At 60.0% G+C, this 26,781-nt stretch carries 26 protein-coding genes; 12 read left to right on the forward strand and 14 right to left on the reverse strand.

Features of this window, described 5'->3' with window-relative positions:
• Positions 1-23: 23 nt before the first annotated feature.
• Positions 24-329: a cytochrome c5 family protein gene (locus C2E19_RS01365; RefSeq protein WP_129387088.1), complete on the reverse strand. Its 306-nt coding sequence runs from the start codon at positions 327-329 to the stop codon at positions 24-26.
• Positions 330-520: 191 nt separating this feature from the next.
• On the opposite strand from C2E19_RS01365, the gene yihA reads away from it, so the two are divergent.
• Positions 521-1,165, forward strand: coding sequence for a ribosome biogenesis GTP-binding protein YihA/YsxC (gene yihA / locus C2E19_RS01370; RefSeq protein ID WP_008081236.1), 645 nt, complete (start codon positions 521-523; stop codon positions 1,163-1,165).
• A 424-nt stretch (positions 1,166-1,589) separates the two neighbouring features.
• Here the strand turns inward: yihA and polA are convergent, their stop codons facing one another.
• A complete protein-coding gene (gene polA / locus C2E19_RS01375; RefSeq protein WP_129387090.1) occupies positions 1,590-4,394 on the reverse strand; it encodes a DNA polymerase I in 2,805 nt (934 codons plus the stop codon).
• A 74-nt stretch (positions 4,395-4,468) separates the two neighbouring features.
• Between polA and C2E19_RS01380 the strand changes: the two genes are divergently transcribed.
• Positions 4,469-4,765: a DUF2782 domain-containing protein gene (locus tag C2E19_RS01380; RefSeq protein ID WP_008081231.1), complete on the forward strand. Its 297-nt coding sequence runs from the start codon at positions 4,469-4,471 to the stop codon at positions 4,763-4,765.
• Between the two features lie 61 nt (positions 4,766-4,826).
• Entirely contained in the window at positions 4,827-5,780 is a 954-nt protein-coding gene (locus C2E19_RS01385) for a homoserine kinase (protein WP_129387093.1), read from the forward strand.
• Between the two features lie 101 nt (positions 5,781-5,881).
• Here the strand turns inward: C2E19_RS01385 and znuA are convergent, their stop codons facing one another.
• Positions 5,882-6,802 (reverse strand): zinc ABC transporter substrate-binding protein ZnuA, encoded by a 921-nt coding sequence (gene znuA / locus C2E19_RS01390; protein WP_218569990.1) that lies wholly within the window; start codon positions 6,800-6,802, stop codon positions 5,882-5,884.
• Positions 6,803-6,868: 66 nt separating this feature from the next.
• Here znuA and C2E19_RS01395 point away from each other — a divergent pair, with 66 nt between their 5' ends.
• From C2E19_RS01395 to C2E19_RS01410, 4 genes are read left to right on the forward strand one after another with little or no spacing between them, the layout of a single operon-like run.
• Complete coding sequence (locus C2E19_RS01395; RefSeq protein WP_007911760.1) at positions 6,869-7,351, forward strand: Fur family transcriptional regulator; 483 nt, start codon at positions 6,869-6,871, stop codon at positions 7,349-7,351.
• Positions 7,351-8,136, forward strand: a complete 786-nt coding sequence (gene znuC, locus C2E19_RS01400) for a zinc ABC transporter ATP-binding protein ZnuC (RefSeq protein WP_008081224.1) — start codon at positions 7,351-7,353, stop codon at positions 8,134-8,136. Before C2E19_RS01395 ends, znuC begins: the two co-directional genes overlap by 1 nt.
• Positions 8,129-8,917 (forward strand): zinc ABC transporter permease subunit ZnuB, encoded by a 789-nt coding sequence (gene znuB / locus C2E19_RS01405; RefSeq protein ID WP_129387099.1) that lies wholly within the window; start codon positions 8,129-8,131, stop codon positions 8,915-8,917. Before znuC ends, znuB begins: the two co-directional genes overlap by 8 nt.
• Before the next feature lie 37 nt (positions 8,918-8,954).
• Entirely contained in the window at positions 8,955-9,668 is a 714-nt protein-coding gene (locus C2E19_RS01410; protein ID WP_129387102.1) for a PA5502 family lipoprotein, read from the forward strand.
• Between the two features lie 83 nt (positions 9,669-9,751).
• Here C2E19_RS01410 and katE read toward each other — a convergent pair whose 3' ends face one another.
• Complete coding sequence (katE, locus tag C2E19_RS01415; protein WP_129396073.1) at positions 9,752-11,893, reverse strand: catalase HPII; 2,142 nt, start codon at positions 11,891-11,893, stop codon at positions 9,752-9,754.
• A gap of 260 nt (positions 11,894-12,153) precedes the next feature.
• Here katE and C2E19_RS01420 point away from each other — a divergent pair, with 260 nt between their 5' ends.
• The 3 genes from C2E19_RS01420 to C2E19_RS01430 all read left to right on the forward strand — a co-directional run bounded on the left by C2E19_RS01420 (position 12,154) and on the right by C2E19_RS01430 (position 14,682).
• A complete protein-coding gene (locus C2E19_RS01420; protein WP_129387105.1) occupies positions 12,154-13,161 on the forward strand; it encodes a methionine ABC transporter ATP-binding protein in 1,008 nt (335 codons plus the stop codon).
• Entirely contained in the window at positions 13,161-13,835 is a 675-nt protein-coding gene (locus C2E19_RS01425) for a methionine ABC transporter permease (protein WP_129387108.1), read from the forward strand. The genes C2E19_RS01420 and C2E19_RS01425 overlap by 1 nt, the downstream gene beginning before the upstream one ends.
• A gap of 76 nt (positions 13,836-13,911) precedes the next feature.
• Positions 13,912-14,682, forward strand: coding sequence for a MetQ/NlpA family ABC transporter substrate-binding protein (locus tag C2E19_RS01430; RefSeq protein ID WP_129387111.1), 771 nt, complete (start codon positions 13,912-13,914; stop codon positions 14,680-14,682).
• Between the two features lie 736 nt (positions 14,683-15,418).
• Here C2E19_RS01430 and C2E19_RS01435 read toward each other — a convergent pair.
• Genes C2E19_RS01435 through C2E19_RS01455 form a run of 5 tightly spaced genes read right to left on the reverse strand, consistent with a single transcriptional unit; the run spans position 15,419 to position 19,327 of the window.
• A complete protein-coding gene (locus C2E19_RS01435; protein ID WP_129387114.1) occupies positions 15,419-16,054 on the reverse strand; it encodes an SCO family protein in 636 nt (211 codons plus the stop codon).
• A complete protein-coding gene (gene cyoE / locus C2E19_RS01440; protein ID WP_129387117.1) occupies positions 16,051-16,950 on the reverse strand; it encodes a heme o synthase in 900 nt (299 codons plus the stop codon). The genes C2E19_RS01435 and cyoE overlap by 4 nt, the downstream gene beginning before the upstream one ends.
• On the reverse strand, positions 16,938-18,017 hold the full coding sequence (locus C2E19_RS01445) for a heme A synthase (protein WP_129387120.1): 1,080 nt from the start codon (positions 18,015-18,017) through the stop codon (positions 16,938-16,940). Before C2E19_RS01445 ends, cyoE begins: the two co-directional genes overlap by 13 nt.
• Before the next feature lie 10 nt (positions 18,018-18,027).
• Positions 18,028-18,621: a hypothetical protein gene (locus tag C2E19_RS01450; RefSeq protein ID WP_129387123.1), complete on the reverse strand. Its 594-nt coding sequence runs from the start codon at positions 18,619-18,621 to the stop codon at positions 18,028-18,030.
• Positions 18,587-19,327 carry an SURF1 family protein gene (locus C2E19_RS01455; protein WP_129387126.1) on the reverse strand — a complete coding sequence of 247 codons (741 nt, stop codon included), beginning with the start codon at positions 19,325-19,327 and terminating at the stop codon, positions 18,587-18,589. The genes C2E19_RS01450 and C2E19_RS01455 overlap by 35 nt, the downstream gene beginning before the upstream one ends.
• 70 nt (positions 19,328-19,397) lie before the next feature.
• On the opposite strand from C2E19_RS01455, the gene C2E19_RS01460 reads away from it, so the two are divergent.
• Positions 19,398-19,601, forward strand: coding sequence for a twin transmembrane helix small protein (locus C2E19_RS01460; protein ID WP_034152251.1), 204 nt, complete (start codon positions 19,398-19,400; stop codon positions 19,599-19,601).
• Between the two features lie 88 nt (positions 19,602-19,689).
• Here C2E19_RS01460 and C2E19_RS01465 read toward each other — a convergent pair whose 3' ends face one another.
• The 4 genes from C2E19_RS01465 to coxB form a co-directional block, all read right to left on the reverse strand.
• The gene (locus C2E19_RS01465; protein WP_129387129.1) at positions 19,690-20,577 is read right to left on the reverse strand and encodes a cytochrome c oxidase subunit 3; all 888 of its coding nucleotides are present in this window, start codon (positions 20,575-20,577) and stop codon (positions 19,690-19,692) included.
• 25 nt (positions 20,578-20,602) lie between these two features.
• Positions 20,603-21,154: a cytochrome c oxidase assembly protein gene (locus C2E19_RS01470; RefSeq protein WP_129387132.1), complete on the reverse strand. Its 552-nt coding sequence runs from the start codon at positions 21,152-21,154 to the stop codon at positions 20,603-20,605.
• 102 nt (positions 21,155-21,256) lie between these two features.
• Positions 21,257-22,843 (reverse strand): cytochrome c oxidase subunit I, encoded by a 1,587-nt coding sequence (gene ctaD / locus C2E19_RS01475; protein ID WP_129387135.1) that lies wholly within the window; start codon positions 22,841-22,843, stop codon positions 21,257-21,259.
• 82 nt (positions 22,844-22,925) lie between these two features.
• A complete protein-coding gene (gene coxB / locus C2E19_RS01480; protein ID WP_129387139.1) occupies positions 22,926-24,056 on the reverse strand; it encodes a cytochrome c oxidase subunit II in 1,131 nt (376 codons plus the stop codon).
• A gap of 369 nt (positions 24,057-24,425) precedes the next feature.
• Here coxB and C2E19_RS01485 point away from each other — a divergent pair, with 369 nt between their 5' ends.
• Positions 24,426-25,076 carry a hypothetical protein gene (locus C2E19_RS01485; RefSeq protein WP_129387142.1) on the forward strand — a complete coding sequence of 217 codons (651 nt, stop codon included), beginning with the start codon at positions 24,426-24,428 and terminating at the stop codon, positions 25,074-25,076.
• 123 nt (positions 25,077-25,199) lie between these two features.
• Here the strand turns inward: C2E19_RS01485 and C2E19_RS01490 are convergent, their stop codons facing one another.
• Positions 25,200-26,726: a SulP family inorganic anion transporter gene (locus tag C2E19_RS01490; protein ID WP_129387145.1), complete on the reverse strand. Its 1,527-nt coding sequence runs from the start codon at positions 26,724-26,726 to the stop codon at positions 25,200-25,202.
• Between the last annotated feature and the right edge of the window lie 55 nt (positions 26,727-26,781).

Raw genomic sequence — 26,781 nt, forward strand, 5'->3', positions numbered from 1 at the left:
TCCAACTACGGCTAAGGGTTAAGTTATGGACCGGGCTTACTCGCGCTCATCCAAAGGATGATGGCTTGGTAATCCTCGGCACTGCAGTCCATGCACAAACCACGCGGCGGCATCGCCTTGAAACCCTGGGTCACGTGTTGCACCAGCGTCCCCATACCTTTCGCCAACCTCGGCGTCCAAGCTTCCTGAACGCCTCTTTCGGGCGCCATGGGTAGTTGGCCGGAATGACAGGCACCACAAACACGGTTGTACACGGCTTCCGGATCCTGTGTAGCCTGTGCGCTGTAAAGCGGCATCAAGACTCCGGCAGCCAGCAGCCATTTCGTCATAAAACGACCTTTTCAGGGTTGAGAGCGTTCTGCGTTCTAATGCGCAATCAAGGTCTGTCGCTCTCGTGAACTTCATCCTACGCTGGGACAAAGCACACACAAAATCTGCGGCATTATATACTGGCGTCACTGAAACGGAAGCGACACCGCGTTCCGCGCCCAATCCCGGCGCCGCCCACATCGGAAATCCCATGCAACTCAAGAATCCCATCCTCGGCCTGTGCCAACAGTCCACATTCATGCTCAGTGCCGCCAAAGTCGATCAATGCCCTGACGACGAAGGCTTCGAAGTGGCGTTTGCCGGCCGTTCCAACGCCGGCAAATCCAGCGCGCTGAACACTTTGACTCACGCCAGCCTGGCGCGAACCTCGAAAACCCCGGGTCGCACACAGCTGTTGAACTTCTTCAAGCTAGACGAAGATCGTCGTCTGGTCGACCTGCCGGGCTACGGTTACGCAAAAGTACCGATCCCGCTGAAGATGCACTGGCAGCGTCACCTTGAGGCTTACCTCGGTGGCCGCGAGAGTTTGAAGGGTTTGATTCTGATGATGGACATCCGTCATCCAATGACCGATTTCGACCTGCTGATGCTCGACTGGGCCGTTGCGGCCGGCATGCCGATGCACATCCTGCTGACCAAGGCCGACAAACTGACCTACGGCGCCGCCAAGAACACCCTGCTCAAAGTGCAGTCGGAAATCCGCAAGGGTTGGGGCGACTTGGTCACCATCCAGCTCTTCTCCGCGCCAAAACGCATGGGCCTGGAAGAGGCCTACACTGTACTGGCCGGCTGGATGGAACTGGCAGACAAAGGCGCCGAGGCGGCAGCCGAGTAAGTCGGGATATGGAAATTTGTTTGTAGTGTGTTCAGGCAAGGCGAAAGGGCAGTGAAAAGCGGCCGGGGTCGCGCTCGGCTTTAGGGAACCTAAATGAGCATTTGAGCTGCGCTTTCAACGCAGCATGAACGCCCTACAGACAAATTTTGGGCAAAAAAAGCCCCGGATTTCATTGGGGAGGGAGAAATTCCGGGGTTCAAGTTCCGAACCGCTAGGGCGGGGTTCAGATATCTGCCAACACTTAACACAACATAGGAGCATTGAAGGGCTTCACCAGCCATTCAGTAACTCTGAGTAGTGTCCTTCCAGATTAGTTCAGATTTTTTTCAAAAAGCTTTGGAATAATCCCAAGCGCTTTTCGAAATAAGCAGGTTTTACCGGTGCTGCCGCGACGCCATGTCGCGGCAAACCGTGTTTAAAAGGTTCAGTGAGCCTCATCCCAATTGTTGCCCACACCCACTTCGACCAGCAGCGGCACATCCAGTTTCGCCGCTTCGCTCATGTGCAGGCGAATCTCGGCACTGACCTGCTCGACCAGATCCTCGCGAACCTCGAGCACCAGTTCATCGTGCACCTGCAGGATGACTTTGGCGTCCAGCCCGGACGTCGCCAGCCAGTTATCCACCGCGACCATGGCTTTTTTGATGATGTCGGCAGCCGTGCCCTGCATCGGCGCGTTGATCGCCGTGCGCTCGGCGGCAGCGCGCTCCTGCGGTTTGTTCGAATTGATCTCCGGCAGGTACAAACGACGCCCGAAGAACGTCTCGACATAACCCTGATCCGCCGCCTGCGCGCGGGTGCGATCCATGTACTCACGCACCCCTGGATAACGGGCGAAGTATGTATCGATGTAAGCCTTGGCGGTCTTGGTGTCGACGCCGATGTCTTTGCCGAGTTTCTGTGCGCCCATGCCGTAGATCAGGCCGAAGTTGATCGCCTTGGCGCCACGGCGCTGATCGGAAGTCACTTCATTGAGCTCGACCTTGAACACTTCGGCTGCAGTCGCGGTGTGCACGTCCAGATTGTTGCGGAAGGCATTCATCAGGCCTTCGTCCTTGGACAGGTGGGCCATGATCCGCAACTCGATCTGCGAATAGTCCGCTGCCAGCAGTTTGTAGCCCTTTGGCGCGACGAACGCCTGGCGGATACGACGACCTTCGGCGGTACGCACCGGAATGTTCTGCAGGTTCGGATCGCTGGAGGACAAACGCCCGGTCGACGCCACGGCCTGATGATACGAAGTGTGGATACGCCCGGTACGCGGGTTGATCTGCTCCGGCAGGCGATCGGTGTAAGTGCTTTTCAGCTTGCTCATCGAGCGGTGCTCCATCAGCACCTTCGGCAAGCGGTGATCGTCTTCAGCGAGTTTCGCCAACACTTCTTCAGCGGTGGACGGCTGACCCTTGGCGGTCTTCTTCAGCACCGGCAGGCCGAGTTTCTCGTAGAGAATCACACCCAGTTGTTTCGGCGAACCAAGGTTGAATTCTTCCCCGGCGATCTCGAACGCTTCGCGCTCCAGCGCAACCATCTTGTTGCCCAGCTCGATGCTCTGGATGCCGAGCAGCTCCGCGTCAACGAACGCGCCTTGGCGTTCGATGCGCGCGAGAACGGGCACAAGTGGAATCTCGATGTCGGTCAACACGCTGGCCAGACTCGGAATGGCGCTGAGTTTTTCGAACAGCGTCTGGTGCAGACGCAGGGTGATGTCAGCGTCTTCAGCGGCATACGGCCCCGCCTGTTCCAGTGCGATCTGGTCGAAGGTCAGCTGCTTGGCGCCTTTGCCGGCGATGTCCTGGAAGCTCACGGTGGTGTGATCCAGGTACTTCTGCGCGAGGCTGTCCATGTCGTGGCGGGTGGCGGTGGAGTTGAGCACGTAGGACTCAAGCATCGTGTCGAAGGCGATACCGCGCACGGTAATGCCTTGGCTCTGATCGCCGCCGATGGCGCAGTTGGCGAGGATATTCATGTCGAACTTGGCGTGCTGGCCGACCTTGAGCTTGCTCGGGTCTTCCAGAATCGGCTTGAGTGCGCGCAGCACGGTATCGCGATCCAGCTGTTCCGGCACGCCGATGTAGGAGTGGGTCAGCGGGATGTACGCGGCTTCGTTGGCCTGCACGGCGAACGACAGGCCGACCAGTTGCGCCTGCTGCGCGTCGATGCCGGTGGTTTCGGTGTCGAAGGCGAACAGCTTGGCGTTATTCAACTTTTCCAGCCAGACATCAAAACGCGCCTGATCGAGAATCGTCTCGTACGCCGCTTCGGTCGGAGCAGCGGGAGTTTCGATATCTGGGGCGCTGAACAGATCGCCGGCCGGCGCAGGCTCAGCGGCCGCACTCAACTCCAGACGTTTGGCGTCGCGATCCAGATCGTTGATCCAGCTTTTGAATTCCAGCAGCGAGTACAGCTCGTAGAGCTTGGCCGGGTCCTCCGCGCCCATCTGCAAATCATCGAGTTCGACGTCCAGCGGCACGTCGATCTTGATGGTCGCCAGTTGATAGGAGAGGAATGCCATCTCCTTGTGCTCTTCGAGCTTGGCCGGCAGGGTTTTCGCCCCGCGAATGGGCAGGGTCGGAACGATGTCGAGGTTCGCGTACAGCTCGGTCAAACCGCCGTTGACCCCGACCAGCAGGCCGGACGCGGTTTTCGGGCCGATGCCCGGAACGCCTGGAATGTTGTCGGAAGAATCGCCCATCAGCGCCAGATAATCGATGATCTGCTCCGGTGCGACGCCGAATTTCTCCTTCACGCCTTCCACGTCCATCGAGCTACCGGACATGGTGTTGACCAAGGTAATGTGGCCGTCGACCAGTTGCGCCATGTCCTTGTCGCCAGTGGAGATGACCACCGGGCGATCCGCCGCCGCGCTGCTGCGGGCGAGGGTGCCGATCACGTCGTCGGCCTCGACGCCTTCCACGCACAGCAGCGGGAAACCGAGGGCGATCACGCTCTGGTGCAGCGGCTCGATCTGCACGCGCATGTCGTCGGGCATGCTTGGGCGATTGGCTTTGTATTCGGCGTACATCTCATCGCGAAATGTCCCGCCCTTGGCGTCGAACACCACGGCGAACGGGCTGTCCGGGTACTGCTTGCGCAGACTCTTGAGCATGTTCAGCACGCCTTTGACCGCACCGGTCGGCAGGCCTTTGGAAGTGGTCAGTGGTGGCAGCGCGTGAAACGCGCGGTACAGGTAAGACGAACCGTCCACCAGGACGAGGGGGGCTTGGCTCATGAGCAGGATCAACCTTTTCGGCGGGTCCGGCGCTAGAATAGCGGGACCGTTGACGACAAAGGGACAAGGTTATCATGCGTACGTTAAATCGCTTGCTGCTGGTCGGTCTGATTGCTGCCTCACCGTTGGCCGCGATGGCGGCGGATGATGCGCCGGCTTCCGAGCCGGAAGTTACCATCAACACGCACACGGAAGGCGACAAGGTCATCCAGGAATACAGTCGCAGTGGCTTCGTCTATGCGATCAAGGTCACGCCGAAGGGTGGCAAACCGTATTTCCTGGTGCGCGCCGACGGTACGGACGCGAACTACATTCGCTCCGACCAGCCGGATATGCTGATTCCGTCGTGGGAAATCTTTACCTGGAAGTAAGATTCCCGACTTTTAATCGGCGTCGCCTGACCGCGACGCCTGAACTGAGCAGTTTTTAACCATGTCTGTGTTCACTCCCCTGGCTCGGCCCGAGCTGGAAACCTTTCTCGCCCCTTACGGGCTTGGCCGCCTGCTTGATTTCCAGGGGATCGCCGCCGGCAGCGAAAACACCAACTTCTTCATCAGCCTGGAGCAGGGCGAGTTCGTCCTGACCCTGGTCGAGCGCGGGCCGGTGCAGGAGATGCCGTTCTTCATCGACCTGCTCGACGTGCTGCACGAAGCCGATCTGCCCGTGCCGTACGCACTGCGCACCACTGACGGCGTGGCGTTGCGTGAACTGAAAGGCAAACCGGCGCTGTTGCAACCGCGCCTGTCCGGCAAGCACATCAAAGTCGCCAATGCTCAGCATTGCGCGCAGGTCGGCGAGTTGCAGGCGCATCTGCATCTGGCGACCCAAGGCGAGCGCATGATCAAACGCAAGACCGATCGTGGCCTCGACTGGATGCTGGAGGAGGGCACGGAGTTTCTTTCGCACCTGAGCGATGAGCCGCGTGCCTTGCTGCAAAAGGCGCTGGACGAAATCACCGAGCGCAAGGAGAAGATTCTCGCGCTGCCTCGGGCCAACATCCATGCCGACCTGTTTCGCGATAACGCGATGTTCGAAGGCACGCACCTGACCGGGCTGATCGACTTCTACAACGCCTGCTCGGGGCCGATGCTGTATGACGTGGCGATTGCCTTGAACGACTGGTGTTCGGACGAGGATGGTTTGATCGATGGGCCGCGCGCCCGCGCGTTTCTCGGCGCCTATGCGGCGCTGCGGCCGTTCACGGCGGCGGAGGCTGAGTTGTGGCCAACGATGTTGCGCGTGGCGTGTGTGCGGTTCTGGTTGTCGCGGTTGATCGCGGCGGAGCAGTTTGCCGGACAGGACGTGTTGATTCACGATCCGCGGGAGTTTGAACAGCGGTTGGCGCAGCGGCAGCAGGTCAGTACACCGCTACCTTTCGCCCTTTAAAAGCTTCGCGAGCAAGCCCGCTCCCACATTGGTTCTGTGTCGTTCACAAATCCAATGTGGGAGCGGGCTTGCTCGCGAATGGGTCGACGCCGATGCCGGGGTTACAGAGATTCCAGGCACCCGGCCAGATCGTTACCCAACTTCTCCAACACCTGCTCATAACCCTGAGCCGTTGCCGGGGTGTACCCGCCCAACGCATCCAGTTCCGCCAGTTTCACCGGCAGCCCGGCCACCAAAGTCTCGGCCAGACGCGGACGCAACGGCGGTTCACTGAACACACACGTCTTGCCCACTTCCTGCAAACGCTTGCGCATCGCCGCGACATGCTGCGCGCCCGGCTGCACTTCAGCGGCCACGCTGAACACCCCGGTGTGCTTCAGGCCATAAGCGTCTTCAAAGTAATCGAACGCCTCGTGAAAAACGAAGTACGGCTTGCCTTCAACACTGGCCAGTCGCTGCTTCAAACGCTGATCCAGTGCATCAAGACGCTGATCAAACGCCTTGGCGTTGCTCTGATAGCGCTCGGCGTTGGCCGGGTCGGCAGCGCTGAGGTCAGCCGCCATTTTGTCGGCAATCACCCGCGCGTTGACTGGCGACAGCCACAAATGCGCATCCAGCGTGCCCGGGCGGTGGTCGTGATCATGCTCGTCGGCCTCTTCGGCGTGGGAATGGCTGTCCTCCGCAAAATGCCGCAGCTTCATCCCCGGCAGATCCTGCACGGCGATGCTCGGCAGCGTCCGACCGTTGAGCACGCGCGGCAGAAAGCCTTCCATGTCCGGGCCGATCCAGTAGAGCAGATCCACCGACTGCACCTTCCGTACGTCGGATGGCCGCAGCGCGTAATTGTGCGGCGAGGCGCCTGGCGGCAGCAGCACTTCGGGAATCGCCACGCCGTCCTGCACGGCCGCTGCAATCAGCTGCAACGGTTTGATGCTGGTGAGGACTTTAACCTCGGCCTGGGCCGAACCGATCAGCAGGAAACTGGCGACAAAAGCCACAAAAACAGAAAAAAGTCGGGACACGATGACCACTCAAGGAGGCGAGAACGGGTAACATAATAACGTCTCTATCAAAACTCGTCGCCGCCCATGCCTATTACACCGATTGCCAGCCGTCCCCACGACCACTCTCATTGCGTGCACAGCGCTTTGTCCGAGGCCGATACCTTGTGCGCCCAGAAAGGCTTGCGCCTGACCGCGTTGCGCCGCCGGGTGCTGGAACTGGTGTGGCAGAGCCACAAGCCGCTGGGCGCCTACGACATTCTCGCGGTGCTGAGCGAGCAGGATGGTCGTCGCGCTGCACCGCCAACCGTGTACCGCGCGCTGGATTTCCTCCTGGAAAACGGCCTGGTGCACCGCATCTCCTCGCTCAACGCCTTCGTCGGCTGCGTGCACCCGGAACACGCGCATCAGGGCCAGTTCCTGATCTGCCGCGATTGCCACGCTGCCATCGAACTTGAGCAAAAAGTGATCAGCGACGCGATCATCAACAGCGCCAAAGACGTTGGTTTCATCGTCGAAGCGCAGACCGTCGAAGTCGTCGGCCTGTGCTCCGGTTGCCAGGGGGCTTGATGAGCAATGCGCTGATCCGTCTGGAGCAGGTCGCCGTCACGTTTGCCGGGCAGACCGTGCTGGACAACATCGAGCTGAGCGTCGAGCCGGGCCAGATCGTCACCCTGATCGGCCCCAACGGCGCCGGCAAGACCACGCTGGTGCGCGCCGTGCTGGGTTTATTGAAGCCGGACAGCGGCAGCGTCTGGCGCAAGCCGAAACTGCGCGTCGGCTACATGCCGCAAAAACTCCACGTTGATCCAACGTTGCCGCTTTCGGTGCTGCGCTTTCTGCGACTGGTACCGGGCGTTGATCGTCCGCGTGCGTTGGCGGCATTGAAAGAAGTTGGCGCCGAACACGTCATCGACAGCCCGGTGCAAAGCGTTTCCGGCGGTGAAATGCAGCGCGTACTGCTCGCTCGGGCATTGCTGCGCGAGCCGGAATTGCTGGTACTCGACGAGCCGGTGCAAGGCGTCGACGTCGCCGGCCAGGCCGAGCTGTACAGCCTGATCACCCGTTTGCGCGATCGCCATGGTTGCGGCGTGTTGATGGTGTCCCACGATTTGCATCTGGTGATGAGCACCACCGATCAGGTGGTCTGTCTCAACCGTCACGTCTGCTGCTCCGGGCATCCCGAGCAGGTCAGCGGCGATCCGGCGTTTGTCGAGCTGTTCGGCAAGAACGCGCAGAGCCTGGCGGTTTATCACCACCATCACGACCACGCCCACGACCTGCACGGTTCGGTGGTCAAAGGGCCGGTTATTGGCCAACCTCACGTTCACGGAGACAACTGCAAGCATGGCTGATTTTCTGTTGTATGCCCTGCTTGCAGGTCTGGCGCTGGCACTGGTGGCCGGGCCGCTCGGTTCGTTTGTGGTCTGGCGGCGCATGGCTTATTTCGGCGACACCCTGTCTCACGCCGCGTTGCTCGGTGTGGCGCTGGGCTTTTTGCTGGATGTCAGCCCGACGGTCGCGGTCACCGTAGGCTGCCTGCTGCTGGCGGTGCTTTTGGTGACCCTGCAACAGCGCCAACCGCTGGCGTCCGACACGCTTTTGGGAATTCTCGCACCGAGCACGCTCTCTCTCGGCCTGGTGGTACTAAGCTTCATGCATGAAGTGCGGATCGACCTGATGGCCTACCTGTTCGGTGACCTGCTGGCGATCAGCCCGACCGATCTGGTGTGGATCCTCGGCGGCAGCGCGGCGGTGCTGGTGTTGTTGGTGACGCTGTGGCGGCCATTGCTGGCGATCACTGTGCACGAAGAACTGGCCAAGGTTGAAGGCCTGCCGGTCGCGGGCCTGCGCATGGCACTCATGCTGTTGATTGCGGTGGTTATCGCGGTGGCGATGAAAATCGTCGGTGTGTTGCTGATTACTTCGCTGCTGATCATCCCGGCAGCTGCGGCACAGCGTCACGCCCGCTCACCGGAGCAGATGGCGGTGGGCGCGAGCCTGCTGGGCATGCTCGCCGTGTGTGGCGGGCTGGCGCTGTCCTGGTTCAAGGACACCCCGGCCGGGCCGTCAATCGTTGTGACGGCGGCCGCACTGTTTCTGTTGAGTTTTGTTCTGCCCCGTCGTGGGGTGTAGACTTGGCCGCTTTTTGCGCAAATAGAGAGTCGCAGGAATGAAGCCGTTCGCCTCCCGTTATCTGCTCCTTGTCGCATTTTCAGTGCTGCTGGGCGCCTGCCAAAGCACGCCGCCGGTGGCCCAAATCCCCGATGCGCGAGCTACGGCCATCGCACAGCTGGAGCAAAGCCTGGCCAGTAGCGAACTGGCCACTGCCGAAGACCAATTGGCTGCTTTGCAGAAAGACACCCCAAACGACCAATCCCTTGAGCAATACCAGCGGCAGCTTGCCGAAGCGTATTTGCGTCGCAGCCAGATCGTGCTGCAGAAGGGTGATGTGAATGCCGCCGCCACCGCATTGAGCCGTGCCCGCGCGTTGATGCCCAAAGCGCCGGCGCTGACCGGTGGCGTCAACGGCGCCATTACTGAAGCGCGCAAGGCTGAGCTGGAAAAGGCTGAAGCGGCGCTGCTGGCAGCCGAAGCCAAGCCGAAAGCCAAGGTGATCGATCCGACTGCCGAGAGCACCACGGTTGCGTTGAACATCACCGATAGCCGCAAACTTCGCCGTCAACTGGACGCGATCGCCGCTGATGTGGTGAATTATGAGTGTGGGGTGACGATTCAGGCGCCACGGACCAATGATTACCCATGGCTGGCGACGTTGCTGACCAAACGGGTGAAGAAACTCAATCCGGATTTTGATCTGCAGATTGACAAGCAAATCGTGCGTACGGTGCCGGCACAGATGGTGTTGAGTCCGCGTAAACCGTAAAAAAGATCGCAGCCTGCGGCAGCTCCTACATGGGATTCAGGTACACCTTGTAGGAGCTGCCGAAGGCTGCGATCTTTTGCTTTTTAAGCCGGAATGGCTTTCGCCTTAGGCTCGCGATCCCAAACCCGGTGCTGCCCGATCGCCGCAAAGAACGGTTTGGTCAACGCCGCCACGTCCTTGCCCTGCAGCAATCCAGCATCCGCTTCCAGTTTCAGCAGGTCCTGCAACTGCTTCGCCTCGCCCTGCAACGCAATCGCCTTCAAATGCTTGTAAGCCTCCAGCACGTAGTGCAACGCCACGCCGTCGCCGCTCAACGCCTTGACCGACGCCGCGCCACCCGGCACAAACACCGCATCAAAGATCACCGAAGGCATGCCTTCCATCGAAGCATCGACAGGCAACATTTTGCCGTCCGCAGTTTTCACCGGCGCCGAAGTCGGTCCCAGCAACTTGGCATGCGCACCTTCTGCCGCCAACGCCTTCTTCATCGCATCAATCGCCGCGCCATCGACGCCGTTAGCGGCAAGAATCGCCACTTTTCGCGTCTTGATGTTCTCCGGCAAAAGATTTGCCTGGCTCAATGCTGGCGAATGATCGAAAGATACTTTGCGCACATCCACCGTACCTTTGCTCGGCGCCGGCAGACCCAGATTAGCCGCCACACGCTTGGCCAGTTCCAGATCGATGTTGGCCAGAATCTCATTCACTTCCCGCGCACGAATGTGCTCGCGCTCAACCTTGCCCAGTTCGAAGCTGTAAGCAGAGATGATGTGTTCCTGCTCATGCTTGCTCATGCTCTTGAAGAACAATGTCGCTTGAGAGAAGTGATCGCTGAACGACTCGCTGCGCTGGCGGATCTTGTTGGCGTCGATGCGCTCTGGATAACTCTCGAAACCCCCGTCCTGCGCAGCCGGCGGGGTTTCTTTCGGCCAGCCGCCATCAATCGAGTTCGGCTCATACGAGGCGCGACCCTTGTCGATCACCGTGCGGTGCTGCGCATCGCGCTGGCCATTATGGAATGGCGCCACCGGACGGTTGATCGGCAGCTCATGAAAGTTCGGCCCGCCAAGTCGGCTGATTTGCGTATCGGTGTAGGAAAACAGCCGACCTTGCAGCAGCGGGTCATTGGAGAAGTCGATGCCCGGCACGATGTGGCCGGGGCAGAACGCGACCTGCTCGGTCTCGGCAAAGAAGTTGTCCGGGTTACGGTTCAGGGTCATTTTGCCCAGCGGCGTGATCGGCACGATTTCTTCGGGGATCAACTTGGTCGGGTCGAGGATGTCGAAATCGAAGTCGTGCTCGTTTTCCTCCTCGATGATCTGTACGCCGAGTTCCCATTCCGGGTAATCGCCCATCTCGATCGCTTCCCAGAGGTCGCGACGGTGGTAGTCGGTGTCTTTACCGGCGAGCTTCTGCGCCTCGTCCCACACCAGCGAGCAAGTACCGGCGGTAGGGCGCCAGTGGAATTTGACGAAGCGTGATTTGCCCTCAGCATTGATCAGCCGAAAGGTATGAATGCCAAAGCCCTGCATGCTGCGCAGGCTTTTCGGGATTGCCCGGTCGGACATCGCCCAGATGACCATGTGCGCCGATTCCGGCACCAGGGACACAAAGTCCCAGAACGTATCGTGGGCCGAGCCGCCGGTAGGAATTTCATTGTGCGGCTCGGGTTTCACCGCGTGGACAAAATCGGGAAACTTGATCGCGTCCTGAATGAAAAACACCGGCATGTTGTTGCCGACCAGGTCGAAGTTGCCTTCATCGGTGAAGAACTTCACCGCGAAACCACGCACGTCGCGCACGGTATCGCCAGAACCACGCGGGCCCTGCACCGTGGAAAAGCGCACGAACACCGGGGTCTTTTTTGCCGGATCCTGTAGGAAACCGGCCTTGGTCAGCGTCGAATGGTTCTCGTAGGCCTGAAAGAAACCATGGGCGCCAGTGCCGCGTGCGTGGACGATGCGCTCCGGAATCCGCTCATGGTCAAAATGCGTGATCTTTTCCCGCATGATGAAGTCTTCAAGCAGCGACGGCCCGCGCGGGCCGGCCTTGAGGGTGTTCTGGTTGTCGGCAACCTTGACCCCCTGATTAGTGCGCAGGGCCTGGCCGGTGGCATCGGAGCGGAATTTTTCGAGGCTATCGAGTTTGGCGTTGGTGTTGGCGCGATCCGGCGTGTCGGTTCCGGCCATCTGGCTTTTGTCGGACGTAGGCTTCTTGCTCATCAGTCGTAAACTCCTCGGTTGACCCCGATGCTTGCCGGGGACTCTTGAGTGGTTCCCGGGCACGGCACCCAGGGTTTTCAAGTCGCTTACTTAGTGACTGATGGGCTGCTTTGGACGTTCCTTTTTTATGACCTTTGATCTTGTTATTGCCAAATCGAAGGTTAATTGAGAAATAAATGCTAAGAACCTCTATACGGACAGGCTAAAATGCGCGCCCGGCTAACCGCTGATCCTTTTCTAACGCGCCCCACAAGGTTCGCTACGTGATCGAGTTTCAAAACGTCCACAAGACTTACCGCGTCGCCGGTAAGGATATTCCCGCGCTGCACCCGACCAGTCTCTCTATCGAGAACGGGCAGGTGTTCGGCCTGATAGGCCATTCCGGCGCGGGCAAAAGTACCCTGCTGCGCCTGATCAATCGCCTGGAAAACTCCAGCGGCGGCAAGATCATCGTCGACGGCGAAGAAGTCACCGCGCTGGACGCCAACGGCCTGCGCCGTTTCCGCCAGCAAGTCGGGATGATCTTCCAGCATTTCAACCTGCTCGCCTCCAAGACCGTGGCCGACAACGTGGCGTTGCCGCTGACCCTGGCGGGTGAATTGTCGAGCAGCGACATCGACAAGCGTGTAGCCGAGTTGCTGGCGCGGGTTGGTCTGTCCGACCACGCCAAGAAGTATCCGGCGCAGTTGTCTGGTGGCCAGAAGCAGCGCGTCGGCATTGCCCGCGCCCTGGCGACCAAGCCGAAGATTCTGCTCTGCGACGAGGCCACCAGTGCCCTCGACCCGCAGACCACCGCGTCGGTCCTGCAACTGCTGGCCGAGATCAACCGCGAACTGAAGCTGACCATCGTCCTCATCACCCACGAGATGGATGTAATCCGTCGCGTCTGCGATCAAGTGGCCGTAATGGACGCTGGCGTGATCGTCGAGCAAGGTTCGGTGGCCGATGTGTTCCTGCATCCAAAGCACCCGACCACCAAGCGTTTCGTCCAGGAAAGCGAGCAGGTCGACGAGAGCGAGCAGCGTGATGACTTCGCTCACGTGCCGGGCCGCATTGTGCGTCTGACCTTCCAGGGCGAAGCGACCTACGCGCCGTTGCTCGGTACCGTCGCCCGCGAAACCGGCGTCGACTACAGCATCCTCGCCGGTCGCATCGACCGCATCAAAGACATTCCGTACGGGCAATTGACCCTCGCCGTCACCGGTGGCGACATGGAAGCGGCCTTCGCCCGCTTCACCGCCGCTGACGTTCACATGGAGGTATTGCGCTAATGGAAGACCTGATCAGTTTCTTCACCAATATCGACTGGTACGAAATCTGGCTGGCCACCGGCGACACCATGCTGATGCTCGGCGGGTCGCTGCTGTTCACCGTGTTGCTGGGCCTGCCGCTGGGCGTGTTGCTGTTCCTCTGCAGCCCGCGTCAGTTGCTGGAAAACCGTGGCCTCTACGCGTTCATGTCGTTGGCGGTGAACATCCTGCGTTCGCTGCCGTTCATTATTCTGTTGATCGTGATGATCCCGTTCACCGTGCTGATCACCGGCACGTCGCTGGGCGTGGCCGGTGCGATTCCGCCGTTGGTGGTCGGCGCGACGCCGTTCTTCGCGCGTCTGGTGGAAACCGCGCTGCGTGAAGTCGATCGCGGCATCATTGAAGCGACCCAGTCGATGGGCGCTACCACGCGGCAGATCATCGTCAACGCCTTGCTGCCAGAGGCTCGTCCGGGCATCTTCGCAGCGATTACGGTGACCGCGATTACCCTGGTGTCCTACACGGCAATGGCCGGTGTGGTCGGCGCCGGTGGTCTGGGCGACCTGGCCATCCGCTTCGGCTACCAGCGTTTCCAGACCGACGTGATGATCGTCACCGTGGTGTTGCTGTTGATTCTGGTGCAAGTGCTGCAAATGGTGGGCGACCGTTTGGTCGTGCATTTCTCGCGCAAATAAACCGGTTTTGTAAGAAGACATGAGCCGGCCATTCGCTGGCAGGCGCCAGACGGGCGCCTCAAAAGGAGTTAGCTGAATGAAAAAACTGATCGCTGCTATTGCTGCCGTTGCAGCATTCTCGGCCCACGCCGAAACCCTCACCGTTGCCGCCACTCCGGTGCCGCACGCAGAAATCCTCGAGTTCGTGAAGCCGGCACTGGCCAAAGAAGGCGTGGATCTGAAGGTCAAGGTCTTCACCGACTACGTTCAGCCGAACGTACAGGTCGCCGAAAAGCGCCTGGACGCCAACTTCTTCCAGCACCAGCCGTACCTCGATGAGTTCAACAAGGCCAAGGGCACCAACCTTGTCGCCGTGACCGGTGTGCACCTGGAGCCGCTGGGCGCTTACTCGAGCAAACTGAAGAACATCAATGATCTGCCAAGCGGCGCCAATGTGGTGATTCCGAACGACGCTACCAACGGCGGCCGTGCGCTGTTGCTGCTGGCCAAGGCTGGCGTGATCACCCTGAAGGATCCGACCAACATCCTGTCGACCGTCAAAGACATCGCGCAGAACCCGAAAGACCTGAAGATCCGTGAACTGGAAGCCGCGACCATCCCGCGCGTGCTGACCCAGGTTGATCTGGCGCTGATCAACACCAACTACGCGCTGGAAGCCAAGCTCGATCCGTCCAAGGACGCGCTGGTAATTGAAGGCAACGACTCGCCGTACGTGAACATCCTCGTGTCCCGCCCGGACAACAAGGACAGCGACGCGATGCAGAAACTGGCCGCTGCGCTGCACAGCCCGGAAGTGAAGAAATTCATCACCGAGAAGTACAAAGGCGCGGTATTGCCGGCGTTCTGATTTAGATTGTTGCAACGAAAAGGGGACGCCGCGAGCGTCCCCTTTTTTATGTCTGGTGTTTGGCTTTGAACCTGCTGTGAAGCTTCCCCTCACCCCAGCCCTCTCCCGGAGGGAGAGGGGGCCGACCGAGCTGTCTGGCGTCATACATCGACCTGACAGACCGAGTTGATTATGGATTCAGCGGATAACTTTCAGGTCGGCGTAACTCTTGAATATCCCCCAATCAGTCCCCTCTCCCTCTGGGAGAGGGCTAGGGTGAGGGGCTTTTAGGGGCCGACCGAGGTGTCTGGCGTCATACATCGACCTGACAGACCGAGTTGATTATGGATTCAGCGGATAACTTTCAGGTCGGCGTAACTCTTGAATATCCCCCAATCAGTCCCCTGTCCCTCTGGGAGAGGGCTAGGGTGAGGGGCTTTTAGGGGCCGACCGAGGTGTCTGGCGTCATACATCGACCTGACAGACCGAGTTGATTATGGATTCAGCGGATAACTTTCAGGTCGGCGTAACTCTTGAATATCCCCCAATCAGTCCCCTGTCCCTCTGGGAGAGGGCTAGGGTGAGGGGCTTTTAGGGGCCGACCGAGGTGTCTGGCGTCATACATCGACCTGACAGACCGAGTTGATTATGGATTCAGCGGATAACTTTCAGGTCGGCGTAACTCTTGAATATCCCCCAATCAGTCCCCTGTCCCTCTGGGAGAGGGCTAGGGTGAGGGGCTTTTGCCTTTAGGCGATTACTTGCGGTTAAGCATGACCGGCAGTTGCGCGACCAGTTTGGCATTGTTCAAAGGCGCACGGATAAACCCACGCTGCGTGCCATCCGGCCCGATCACCGCAAGGTTGCCGCTATGGTCGACGGTGTAATTCGGCTTGCTGGTATCGGCGGGAATAAACGGAATACTCACCGCGTTCGCCACCTTCTGCAGCTCCTCGATCGAGGTTGGCGTCAGGCCGATGAACTGCGGATCAAAGTAACCCAGGTACTGCTTCAACTGTTTCGGGTTATCGCGGTTCGGGTCAACGCTGACCAGCACGATCTGCAACTTGTCCACAGCGTCCTTGGGCAATTCACTCTTGATCTGCCGCAGCTGCGCCAATGTGGTCGGGCAGATGTCCGGGCAGAAGGTGTAGCCGAAGAACAACAGGCTCCATTTACCTTTCAGATCATTGAGCGCCACCGGTTTGCCGTCCTGATCAGTCATCGTCACGTCCGGCAGATTGCGGCTCTGCGGCAGCAGAATAATGCCGGCGTCGATCAGCGCAGTGGGGTCGCCCTGGCCCTTGCCGCTCAGCACTTTGTTGACGGTCAGGCCGAGGATCAGCGCGATCACGGCGACGAGGATGAAGACGGTTTTCTGGGTTCGAGTCATAGGTTCAACAGTAAGTAGTGGTCTACGAGCAGGGCGATGAACAGCAGGAACAAGTAATAAATAGAGTACTTGAAGGTGTTGATCGCCGCGTGCGGCCGAGTGCCACGGTACAGCACCACGGCCCATTGCAGAAACCTCGCGCCCAGACCGAGGGCGCAAATCAGGTAGAGCACGCCGCTCATATGGATCACGTACGGCAGCAGACTCACCGCCAGCAGTGCGAAGGTGTACAGCAGAATGTGCACTTTGGTGTAGTGCTCGCCGTGGGTGACCGGCAGCATCGGGATGTCGGCCTTGGCGTATTCCTCCTTGCGATGAATCGCCAGTGCCCAGAAGTGCGGCGGCGTCCAGGCGAAGATGATCAGCACCAGCAACAACGGTTCTGCGCTGACGTGGCCGGTGGCGGCGGTCCAGCCGAGCAGCGGCGGGGCGGCGCCGGCGAGGCCACCGATGACGATGTTCTGCGGCGTCGCGCGTTTGAGGAAACCGGTGTAGATCACCGCGTAACCGAGCAGCGAAGCGAGCGTTAGCCACGCCGTCAGCGGATTGGTGAAAGTCAGCAACAAGGCCTGACCGAGCAAGGCCAACACCAGCGCAAAGGTCAGCGCCGCCGCCGGCGAAACCCGTCCTTCGGCCAGCGGCCGTTTGTGGGTGCGCGCCATCACCGCATCAATGCGCCGATCGACCACATGATTGACCGCCGCCGCGCCACCGGCACATAGCGCAATCCCCAGATTGCCGAACACCAGCACCGTCCATGGCACCCCGGCGCGGGTCGCGAGGAACATGCCGACCAGCGAAGTGATCAGCATCAGCACCACGACTTTCGGTTTGGTCAGTTCCAGGTAATCACGCCAGATCGCCTGATGCGGGCGTTCGCCAATCAGAATCGCCACGGCGTTTCTCCTTTTATTGTGATGGGCGCGGCCACGTGTTTGCGCGGGCTCAGGCGCCAGCGTGCGAGCGCCGGTTGTTTGACCCGGACCAGACTGGTGCGCGCGTGATAGTTGACCAGCACCATCGTGAGTAACAGCGCCGCACCGCCAGCGTTATGCGCGACCGCCACCGGCAGTGGCAGATGAAAAAGTACGTTGCTGATGCCGAGGGTAATTTGTGCGGCGAGGGCGATCACCACCAGGCCGGCCAGCCGCGTCATGCCGACCACTTTCAATTGCCACGCCAGGCCGAGCAACACCAACGTCACCAGCAGCGCGCCGATACGGTGAGTCAGGTGAATCGCCGTGCGCGCGTCGCTATCCAGTTGCCCGCCGAGATAATTCGGGCCGATGTGTTGAGTCAGATGAAACCCATTGGCGAAATCCGCCGGCGGCAGCCATTGCCCGTGGCAGGTCGGGAAGTCGATGCACGCCACCGCTGCGTAGTTGGAACTGACCCAGCCACCCAGCGCGATCTGGCCAATCACCAACAACAACCCCGCCGTCGCCCAATACTGCAAACGCTTGGGCACGGTCAGCGCCGGCAGCACGCCGGACAATCGCAGCGTCAGCAAGAACAGCAGACTCAAGGTCGCAAACCCGCCGAGCAAATGCCCGGTGACCACCTGCGGCCAAAGCTTGAGCGTCACCGTCCACATGCCGAACGCCGCTTGCGCAAACACTACCGCCAGCAGAAACAGCGGCAACTTCAACGGCTGCCCCGGATGACGCCGATTAACCCACGCGCGCCCGGCCAGAATCGAAATGAGCAGGCCGAGGGTGCCGGCGAAGTAGCGATGGATCATCTCGTTCCAGCCCTTGTGCGCCACCACTGGCGAGTCGGGGTAATGCAGCTCGGCATGGGCCAGTTGCGCTTCGCTTTTCGGCACGCTGATAAAACCGTAGCAGCCCGGCCAGTCCGGACAACCGAGGCCGGCGTGGGTCAGGCGCGTATAAGCGCCGAGCAGCACCACAATCAGCGCCAGCAGGGTGGCAAACAGCGCGAGGCGAAATCCAGGTTTGGCCATGACGATGCCCTTATCCGATGTTCGACAGTTTCAGCAGGTGACGCAGGTCGTTGAGCAGATCCTTGCCTTTCACGTTTGGCTCGTAACGCAGCACGAGATTGCCGTGCGGGTCGATGATCCACAGCTGCGGCGTGGCTTTGTCGCCGGTGGCCTTGCTGAAAACGCTGGCGTCCAGCGGATAGCGTTGCAGTTGCGGATATTCGCGGGTCAGCTTGTCCGCGTAATCGGCGTTCAGCGGTTGCGCGACGGCGAGCGCATGACTGGCGCGACCGGCATCGCGGCCCAGACCGACCTGGATCTGCCGCGCCAGATACACCAGTTGCTGGCAATCGACCGCACAATCCTTCGGCGCAGTGACCAGCATCTGCCAGCGCTCTTCATCGGCCTGCACGCCGAGGTCGGCGCGGGTCTGGCCGTTGCCGATCAGTTCGCCGTGATAGCTGCGACCTTCCGGCACCCAGAACTGCAATTTGTACATGCCGGTGGCGAGCACCATCGGGCCGATCACGCCGAGCAGGATCAGCAGCAACTGAATGCGTCCGCGCCGACGGCTGGCGGCAGGTTTCGCCTCAGACATGCTGGGTGGATTCATGGCCGTTCCCATGGTGTTTCTCCTTTGCGTTGTGCAAGCCCAAATAGACGTAGAGGCCGAGCAGGGCGGTGGCCATGGCGAACCACTGCACGGCGTAACCGAGGTGTTTTTCCGGGCCCATGGCAACCACTGGCCAATCGGCCTCGTAGCTGGCCGGGCCGGGTTCGGCGCGTAATTCGTAGGCAAAGCCGTCGCGGTCGAGGGTTTGCCACAGCTTGGCGGGTTCGACGGCGGTGATGGTTTGCGGCCAGGTGCTGCTGACCGGATCGGCGTGAAGTTGGAAAGTGGCGCCGGGGGCGACGTAGACCCAGGCGTCGACATTCAACGCCTCTGTGGGCGTGGTGAATTGCGGCGGCACGCGGCGATCCGGCCACGGCAGCCAGCCGCGATTGACCAGCAGCCACAGGCCGCTGCGTTGATCCTGAAACGGTTGCAGCAGCTCGACGCCGACCTTGCCGTTACGCTGGCGGTTATCCAGCAACAGACTGTGCGCGGCATCGAACTGGCCGTGCAGATGCACACGGCGATAAGCCGGATCGGCGCTATTAAGGAGTTCGGTGCTGGCCATCGGTTCAGCGGCGCGGCGTTCGGCGTAACTGGCGAGCAGGGCGGTTTTCTCCGCGCCCCGGCTCAGTTGCCAGAAGCCCAAAGACACCAGCAGCGGCAGCAACAGCGCCACCACCACGGTCGGAATCACGCCCGGACGAAAACGCTTCATGGCTGCGCCACAAAGTCAGTCGTTGCGCTCGCTATACTCAACTGCATCGCCTGTCCCCCGGAGTTCTCCCATGCTCAAAACAGCGATCGTCCTGATGCTGATTGCCACGGTGATCAGCCTGTTCAGCGGCCTGTTTTTCCTGGTCAAGGACGACAGCAGTTCCAATCGCCTGGTCATCGCCTTGAGTGTTCGGGTGGCATTGGCCGCTGTCACCGTCGGCTTGATCGCCTGGGGCTTTTACAGCGGCCAATTGGTGTCCCACGTGACGTGGTAGACCCTAGCTGCAAGTGGCAAGCTACAAGTTAAAAGCCTTACTGCTTTGACTTGAAGCTTGCAGCTGTTGTTATGGTTTGCAGCTGTTTTTAAAGCACATAAACGAAGATGAACAAGCCGATCCACACCACGTCAACGAAGTGCCAATACCAGCTCGCTGCTTCGAAGCCGAACTGGTGTTCGGCGTCGAAATGGCCCTTCATGATGCGCATCAGCATCACGAACAGAATGATCGTGCCGATGGTCACGTGGGCGCCGTGGAAACCGGTGAGCATGAAGAACGTCGCGCCGTAGATGCCCGAACCGAGGGTCAGCCCCAGTTCGTGATAAGCGTGCATGTACTCTTCAGCCTGCAAGGCCAGGAAGCAGCAGCCCAGCAACACGGTGATCGCCAGCCAGATTTTCAGCGCGCCGCGATGGCCTTTTTTCAGCGCATGGTGGGCGATGGTGATGGTCACGCTGGAGCTGACGAGCAGGATCGTGTTGATCAGCGGCAGGCCCCACGGGCTGATGACTTCTTTCGGCGGCGGGAACAGTTTCGGATCCGGCGTGTGCAGCAGCGGCCAGGTGAACTGGAAGTTCGGCCAGAGCATGTGCGCGATGCCTTTCGGCCCTTCGCCACCGAGCGCCGGGCCGGAGATGTGCCGCACGTAAAACAGCGCGCCGAAGAAGGCGACGAAGAACATCACCTCGGAGAAGATGAACCAACTCATGCCCCAGCGAAACGAGCGGTCCAGTTGCGGGCTGTAGAGTCCCGCGCGGCTTTCCTTGATCACCGCCCCGAACCAGCCGAACAGCATGTACGCCAGCAACAGGCCACCGACGAAAAAGATGTACGGGCCGTGGGATTCCGGGCGCGCCGCCTTCAGATCATTGAACCAGGTGGCGAGGCCGTACACGGTGATGGCCATGCCGAAGGTCGCGATGATCGGCCATTTGCTTTGCGGCGGAACGTAATAATGCTCATGAGTTGCCATTTATTGTTCTCCTTATCGGGCACGCTCAACCGCCAGTGTTTACAGCCACCGGCGGATGTCGGGCAGTGATATCGAACAGCGTGTAGGACAGCGTCAGGTGCTTCACATCCTTGGGCATGTCGCGGTCAACAATGAAGCGCACCGGCATCTCGATCTGCTGACCGGGCTGCAGCACCTGCTGGGTAAAGCAAAAGCATTCGGTCTTGTGGAAATACGCCGCGGCGTTGCTCGGCGCGATGCTCGGCACGGCTTGCGCACTCATCGGTTTGTCGGTGGGGTTGCGCGCTATGAAGATCATCTCGTTGACTGCGCCGGGGTTGGCGGTCAGTTCGTCATGCTTGGGATAGAAATCCCATGGCATGTCGACGTTGTTGGTCGACAGAAACTGCACGCGCACCTGGCGCGACGTGTCGACCACTTGCTCACCCTCGTACTGTCCGGCGGTCTTGCCGTTGATGCCGAAGGCTTTGCACATCACGTCGTAGATCGGCACCAGGGCAAAACCGAAAACAAACATCGCCAGCACCACCCCTAGGAGGCGGGTGACCAGTTTCTTCATCGATACCGAGTCAGCCATGGCTTCCACCCTCCACAGGGGCTCTATGTGCATCCAAAGAAGATTTGTGAGCATCCACCGGGGATCTGTGCCTCTGCACCAATTTCACAAAAGGCCGGGTGTTCATTTCACTTCCGGCGGTGTAGTGAAGGTGTGGTACGGCGCCGGTGACGGCACGCTCCACTCCAGGCCTTCCGCGCCATCCCACGGTTTTGCCGGTGCTGGCGGGCCGCCGCGAATGGTCTTGATGACGATAAACAGGAAGAAAATCTGCGTCGCACCAAACATGAACGCGCCAATCGACGAGACCATGTTGAAGTCGGCGAACTGCAGGTTGTAGTCCGGAATCCGTCGCGGCATCCCCGCAAGACCGACGAAGTGCATCGGGAAGAAGGTCAGGTTCATGCCGACGAACGACAGCCAGAAGTGCAGTTTGCCGAGGGTTTCGTCGTACATGTGGCCGGTCCATTTCGGCAGCCAGTAGTAGGTTGAGGCGAAGATCCCGAAGATCGCCCCCGGCACCAGCACGTAATGGAAGTGCGCGACCACGAAGTAGGTGTCCTGGTACTGGAAGTCCGCCGGGGCGATGGCCAGCATCAGCCCGGAGAAGCCGCCGATGGAGAACAGGATCACGAACGCCACGGCAAACAGCATCGGCGTCTCGAAGGTCAGTGAGCCTTGCCACATGGTGCTGGCCCAGTTGAACACCTTCACCCCGGTCGGCACCGCGATCAGCAGCGTGGCGTACATGAAGAACAGCTCGCCGACGAGCGGAATGCCGACCACGAACATGTGGTGCGCCCAGACAATGAACGACAGGAACGCGATGCTCGCCGTCGCGTAGACCATCGAGGTGTAGCCGAACAGCGGCTTGCGCGAGAAGGTCGGGATGATCGAGCTGACGGCGCCGAAGGCCGGCAGGATCATGATGTACACCTCGGGATGGCCGAAGAACCAGAACACATGCTGGAACAACACCGGGTCACCGCCACCGGCAGCACTGAAGAAACTGGTGCCGAAGTGGATGTCCATCAACATCATCGTCACGCAGCCGGCCAGCACCGGCATCACTGCGATCAGCAGGAATGCGGTGATCAGCCAGGTCCAGACGAACAGCGGCATTTTCATCAGCGTCATGCCGGGGGCGCGCAGGTTGAGGATGGTCGCGATCACGTTGATCGCGCCCATGATCGAGCTGATCCCCATCAAGTGGATGGCGAAGATGAAGTAGGTGACGCTTTCCGGCGCGTACGTCGTCGACAGCGGCGCATAGAACGTCCAACCGAAGTTCGGCCCGCCACCGGGCATGAACAGGGTCGACACCAGAATCAGGAATGCCGCCGGCAACAGCCAGAAGCTGAAGTTGTTCATCCGGGGCAGGGCCATGTCCGGCGCGCCGATCATCAACGGGATCATCCAGTTGGCGAGGCCGACGAAGGCCGGCATCACTGCACCGAAAACCATCACCAGACCGTGCATCGTGGTCATCTGGTTGAAGAACGCCGGCTCGACGATTTGCAGCCCCGGCTGGAACAGTTCGGCGCGAATCACCATCGCGAACGTACCGCCGAGCAGGAACATGCAGAACGCAAACCACAGGTACAGGGTGCCGATGTCCTTGTGGTTGGTGGTCAGCACCCAGCGCATCAGGCCTTTGGCGGGACCGTGGGCGTGGTCGGCATGACCGTGGTCATCGATTACAGCGCTCATGGCCGGTCTCCTTTACGTGAACAGGCGGGGTGGCTCGCGGCAGTGAGCCGCGAACCGTGGCGGGTAGATGCGATAGGCCGGCTCATTTGTCTCCCGCCTGTTTCATCTCCAGCACTTCTTTTGGCGTGACCATGTCGCCCTTGTTGTTGCCCCAGGCGTTACGTTCGTAGGTCACGACCGCTGCGATATCGACTTCCGAGAGCTGCTTGCCGAACGCCGCCATGGCGGTGCCCGGTTTGCCGAAGACCACGCGATGCAGGTGATCGGCCTTGCTGCCTTTCATGATCAGTTCCGAGCCCTTGAGCGCCGGGAACATCGGCGGCAGGCCCTGACCTTCCGCCTGGTGACAGGACACGCAGGTGGTGTGATAGATCTTGTCGCCGCGTTCCTTGAGTTCGTCGAGCGTCCAGTCCTTGCTGGTCAGCTCTTTGAGTTGCGCGGCTTCGGCTTTACGGTCAGCGAGCCACTTGTCGTAGTCGGCCTTCCCCTTGACCTCGACCACGATCGGCATGAAGCCATGATCCTTGCCGCACAGTTCGGCGCACTGGCCACGGTAAATGCCGGGCTTGTCGATGCGCGTCCATGCTTCGTTGACGAACCCCGGGATCGCATCACGTTTCACCGCGAAGGCCGGCACCCACCATGAGTGGATCACGTCGGCGGAGGTCACCAGAAAGCGCACCTTGGCCCCGGTCGGCAGCACCAACGGCTTGTCGACTTCGAGCAAGTAATGCTCGCCCTTGGTTTCCTTGTTGTGGATCTGCTCGGCGGGGGTGGCCAGGTTGCTGAAGAACTCGACGTCCTGGCCCAGGTACTTGTAGTGCCACTTCCACTGATAACCGGTGATCTGGATATCGATATCCGGCTCACTGGTGTCGTACATCCTGATCAGGGTGGCGGTCGCCGGCACGGCCATCGCCACCAGAATCAGGAAAGGTACGATGGTCCAGAGAATCTCGACGGTGGTGCTTTCGTGGAATTTTGCGGCGACCTGCCCGGTAGAACGGCGGTGCACCATCATCGACCAGAACATGGCGCCGAAGACGATGATCCCGATCACCACACAGATCCAGAAAATGGTCATGTGCAGGTCGAATACTGCGTGACTGATTTCAGTCGCTCCAGGCGCCATATTCACAGTCCATGCGGCGTGTGCCGGACTGAAAATCGACCACAACAGGAGGCCCATCCAGACGTGTGGATGTCGCATCATTGCGGGTTCCCCTTATCGTTCTTGTTATCCCGCCGGCTTTCGCCTGCGGCAAGGGAGCGGCTGCATCAGACTACGAACTTGAATCGCCGGGCCTTGCTGCGGGTGCAGTCGGGCGTCATCAGCTAACTCCATTCACTGGCGAGTATAGACAGCGACTGAGAATTGCAATGTGTCGACGTAAATCATCTGAAACAGCGGGTGCTTGCATTCGAGGGCACGAATGGAGAAGGATGCAGACGAGTGGTGGCAAATCGATATAACGCAGGTGCATCAAGGATGAAATAATTATGACAAATGCGTCTTAGCATTTTTCGTAAGCCAGCTAAGTTATGTCTTCCCTATTTCATTGCCTTGTTTCCTGGAGTTTTCATGAACACCGCCGCATTGCGCGAGCAGATCCAAAAAGCCCAACAACACGAAAAAGACACCGGCCTGCTGACTCGTCAGCTGGAAAGCAAGCTGCCTCATTTACACCCGGCCATTCAATTGCCGGAAGCCGACGCCCAAGGCGTGCTGACGCGTTTTGTCGCCGCCTATATCGATGAAGTGCCTGACCTGCTGGACGCAGCCAATGAAGTCGCCAGGGAAGCGGGAATCGAATCGCAGATCAAACCGGTGCTGAAAATCGCCGAGCAGTATTTCCTCCAGCCTCCCGCCATCATGGCCGGGCACGTTGGCCTGGACAGCCTGCTCGACGAAGCCTATCTGGCGCACCGTTTTGTCGAAGAGGTCAACGACCTGTACATCAAGCATTTCGGCCAGCCACTGATCCCCTTGGACATGACGGTCGCCAACTTGATTGCTCACCAATTGATCGGTGAGGAATTTGCCAACCAACTGGACGAAGCGGTGCATCACGCGATCGACGAGATGCTCAACGACGAGAGTTTTGCGCTGGAGTCGGTAGAAATTTACCGCGAAAAACTCAGCAGCCCGGACACCGGCGCGGCGTGGAAACGCTGGCCGTGCATGGGCCGCCGACTGGGCGTGGGCCTGGAACTCGACCAGCCTGCCGCCTGAGTTCACACGATCCAATGTAGGAGCTGCCGCAGGCTGCGATCTTTTGATCTTGTTTTTTTACAATCAAAATCAAAGGATCGCAGCCTGCGGCAGCTCCTACAGGGGGTGAGTTCAATCGGAGATTTAGCCGGCTGCACCGATGCCTGTTGTTGTGCGAATCCGTCCTTCAAGCCTGCGCTTCAACCCACGCGACTCGATTAACAGCTTCGAGCCCTTCGCCGCATTCGCCCGGCCCCACTCTTCCAGCAACTCCAGACACGAATGGTCGATGTAGCTCAGATTGTTGAGCGGCACATGCACCGTCGTGCCCGCCGCAATACTGCCCAGCACCTGGGTCAGCGCCGGTACCTTGAGGAAGGTCGCCGCGCCGACCAGACGCAGCTCCATCTCACCGTCCTGCGGCAGATCGATCAGGCTGATCTTCAAGCGCGAAGCCTTGAACGCCAGCTTCAACAGCGTCAGACCGAAACCGATCAATACACCGGTCAGCAGGTCAGTGAAGATGATTGCCAGCGCTGTCGCCGCATAGGTGAACATCGGCATCCGCCCATAACGACTCAGACCGCGAAAGGCTTTCAGGTCGACCAGTTTGAACCCGGTATAGACCAGCACGCCCGCCAGGCTCGCCACCGGAATGCTTTGCAGCACACTCGACAGCAACAACACGAACGCCAGCAACCACAGACCATGAAAGATCGTCGAGTAACGCGTGGTCGCACCGGCCTGGACGTTGGCCGAACTGCGCACGATCACCCCGGTCATTGGCAGCGCGCCGACCAGACCGCAGAGCATGTTGCCGACACCTTGCGCCGACAGTTCGCGGTCGAAGTCCGACCGTACGCCGTTGTGCATGCGATCCACCGCAGCGGCGGACAACAGGGTTTCGGCGCTGGCGATAAACGCCACCGCGAACGCCGCGATCAACAGCGTCGGGTCAGCCAGACTGAGCAAGTCCGCAGGCTTCAGCCAATCAATAGCTTCCGCCAGATTCGCCGGCACCTCGACGCGTTTCACCTGCAACGCCAGCAGCAGACTCGCCCCGGTCGCCAGCCCGACACCGAGTAATGCACCGGGAACGAAGCGCAGCGAATGCGGGCGAAACTTCTCCCACAGCCACATCACCGCAATCGTCGATAGCCCAAGCAGACCCGCCTGCCAGCCGAACGACGGCAAGGCCTGCGCTACTGCTGCCGGGAATGCCGTGAGGTTATCCAGCCCTGAAGGTTTAGGCGACGCATCCAGCATCACATGCACCTGCGACAGCACGATCAACACGCCGATCCCCGCCAGCATCCCGTAGACCACCGCTGGCGCCGTGACCCGAAACCAGCAACCGAGCTTCAAGCGCCCGGCCACCAGTTGCAGGAAACCGGCGAGTAGCAGGATCGGCCCGAGCATCTCGATGCCGTGCTGGCGCACCAGCTCGAACACCAGCACCGCCAGACCCGCCGCCGGCCCACTGACCTGCAACGGCGAACCCGCCAGCCAACCGACCACCAGACCCCCGATGATCCCGGTGATCAGGCCCTTGGCCGGCGGCAACCCTGACGCAATCGCAATGCCCATGCACAGCGGCAGAGCGACCAGAAACACAACCACTGAAGCAAGCAGCTCCCGTGGCAACACCGCTTTCAATTGAGCCGCACGCATGGCGATTCTCCCGAAGTTTTCTTCAGGCATGGCTTCGCCGAACCGCTGAAATAGC

This window comes from Pseudomonas sp. DTU12.3 (genome assembly GCF_004124275.1).
GTDB classification, from domain to species: domain Bacteria; phylum Pseudomonadota; class Gammaproteobacteria; order Pseudomonadales; family Pseudomonadaceae; genus Aquipseudomonas; species Aquipseudomonas helmanticensis.